This window comes from Micromonospora sp. 4G55 (assembly GCF_016803375.1).
Map to the genome: position 1 here is coordinate 1 of NZ_JAEVHN010000829.1, position 2,404 is coordinate 2,404.

General features: G+C 74.8%; 3 protein-coding genes. 2 read left to right on the forward strand and 1 reads right to left on the reverse strand.

The features are described from left to right. Positions 1-143: 143 nt before the first annotated feature. Positions 144-1,070, forward strand: coding sequence for an NADP-dependent oxidoreductase (locus JNW89_RS34825; RefSeq protein ID WP_238452262.1), 927 nt, complete (start codon positions 144-146; stop codon positions 1,068-1,070). Positions 1,071-1,613: 543 nt separating this feature from the next. On the opposite strand, the gene JNW89_RS39660 is transcribed toward JNW89_RS34825, so the two are convergent. Then, complete coding sequence (locus JNW89_RS39660; RefSeq protein ID WP_375155185.1) at positions 1,614-1,775, reverse strand: hypothetical protein; 162 nt, start codon at positions 1,773-1,775, stop codon at positions 1,614-1,616. Positions 1,776-2,046: 271 nt separating this feature from the next. Between JNW89_RS39660 and JNW89_RS34835 the strand changes: the two genes are divergently transcribed. Continuing rightward, positions 2,047-2,404 (forward strand): copper resistance CopC family protein (locus JNW89_RS34835; protein ID WP_238452263.1); only part of this gene is annotated, 358 nt, incomplete at its 3' end.

Below are 2,404 nucleotides of genomic sequence, written 5' to 3' on the forward strand. Positions count from 1 at the left end.
CCTGCCGCAGCGACCTGGCCGGCTGGGCCGGCGCGCACCGGCACGGCCCGGTCCGCCCCAGCCGCCGCCCCGACCGCCGGGAGCGGCCCCCGCACCGCTGGTGCTGACCACCTGACCCCCGTCCGGCCGCTAGCGTGGGCAGGGTGAAGGCGATCGCGATCGACGCGTACGGCCCGGCCGACCAACTCGCCCTCCGGGATCTGCCGGACCCGCCGGTGGGCCCCGACACGGTGCTGGTGCGGGTGCGCGCGGCGGGCGTGAACCCGGTCGACTGGAAGGTCCGCGAGGGCCACCTGGCCGCCGCGATCCCCGGTCACTTCCCGCTGGTGCCCGGCTGGGACGCCGCCGGCGAGGTGGTCGCGGTGGGGCCGGCGGTGGCCGGGTTCGCGGTCGGCGACGAGGTGATCGGGTACGTCCGCCGCGACGACCTCCAGTACGGCACGTACGCCGAACTCGTCCCGGCCCCCGAGCGTTGCCTGGCCGACAAGCCGTCGCAGGCATCCTGGGCGGAGGCCGCCGGCCTGCCGCTGGCCGGGCTCACCGCGTACCAGGCGTTGCAGGCGGCGCGCACCGGCGCGGGGGACACCGTGCTGGTGCACGGCGCCTCGGGCGGGGTCGGTCACCTGGCGGTGCAGGTGGCCCGGGCGCTCGGCGCCGACCGGGTGATCGGCACGGCGAGCGAGGCCAACCACGACTTCGTCCGCGCGCTCGGCGCCGAGCCGGTCAGCTACGGCGACGGCCTGGCCGACCGGCTCTGCGCGGTCGCGCCCGACGGGATCGACGTGGCGCTGGACCTGTTCGGCGGGGAGGCGCTGGACGTCTCCGCCGAGCTGCTCGCCCGCCCGGCCCGGCTGGTCTCCACCGCCGACCCGGAGCACGTGACCCGGCTCGGTGGCAGCTACGTCTTCGTCAAACCGTCCACCCAGGACCTCACCGTGCTGGCCGGGCTGGTCGACGCCGGCCGGCTGACCGTGCACGTCGAACGGACGTTCCCCCTGGCGCAGGCCGCGGACGCGCAGCGCCTGGTGGCGGCGGGGCACGTCCGCGGCAAGGTGGTGCTGGAGGTCTGAGCCTGCTGGCGGCCTGAGCCGCCCGGGTGGGCGGCTCAGCGGTCCGGCGGCGGACCAGCAGCGCGATCCCGGCCAGCCCGGAGGTGATCACCAGCATCACCCCGGCGTTGAGCAGCAGCAGGCGCTGCAACTCGCTGATCGCGGCGTCGATGTCCCGGCCCGGGTCGAGGGCGTCCTCCGGGATGACCCGCTCGCCGCCGCCGACGCCGCCGCTGACCGTGTCGAACTGCCGCTCCAGCGGCACCCCGGCGGTACGCAGCGTCTCCGACATGTTGAGCCGGCCGAGGAACCAGCCGGCGCTGGTCTTGCGGGAGTCCGGCTGCTTGGCCGGCCGGTAGGCCCGGGGCCCGCCCTTGGCCAGCGGGTAGAGGTCGAAGGTCTGCTTCGGCACGTCCCCGGCGAGCACCACGATCGTGTACTTCGGACCGAGGTCGGCGCGCTTGGGACCGGCGGCGGCGCCGCTGCGGCCGAACCAGTTGACCTGGTCGATCACCGCGAGCACGTGGGCGGGCTGGCTGTCGGCGCGCAGCCGCAGCGGTTCGGTCAGCCCGTCGCCGGTGATGTCCACCCCGGCGGGGGGGCGGCTTCGGGGGCGGCCCGGTGCGGGCCGGTGGCCTGCGCGGGCGCGGCCATTCCGGCGCTGAGCACCACGGCTGCCGCCATCGCGACCACCACGCCGAGCAGCCGCGTCACCCTTCCGACCATAGCCGCCTCCTCGCCCCGTTCGATGGATGGCTGTGCTGCAGGGTCACGCGTTGGTCGTCGATGGCGGTGACCGTGCCCGCAGGCCGGGGATTCCCCATCTCAAAGACTCCGCAGAACGGCGCTAGGTTGCAGCTGCTGGACCATTATCTGGAACTATCTGCGATCCGGGCCCGACTAATGGTCAGCCGTTGATCAGCGGGCGGATCGTACCTTTGTGGAGGGGTTCATGGGGGGCAGGGTCGCACGTACGGCGCGTACCTCGCTAGCGGTTATGGGCGTGGCGCTCGGTGTGTCGTTGCTGCTGCCGGCGACGCCGGCGGCCGCGCACAACTCGTTGACCGGCAGCGACCCGGCCGACGGCGCACGGGTCGCCGCGGCGCCCGCCCGGATCGAGCTGCGTTTCCTGTCCAGGATCGACCCGGCTACGACGAAGATCACAGTGGTCGGGCCGGACAACGTGCCGGCCGCCGGCGCCGCGCCGCGCTTCGCCGGCAGCCGGGTCGCCGTGCCGTTCACGCCCGGGAAGGCCGGCCTCTACATCGTCGGCTACCAGCTCTCGTCCAGTGACGGCCATCCGGTGAAGGGGGAGGTGCGCTTCACCCTCACCACCGGCACGCCGGCGACCCGGC

Excerpts from the sequence above, each read along its gene's own strand:
- JNW89_RS39660 (WP_375155185.1), bottom strand. The coding sequence starts at position 1,775 with ATGGTCGGAAGGGTGACGCGGCTGCTCGGCGTGGTGGTCGCGATGGCG.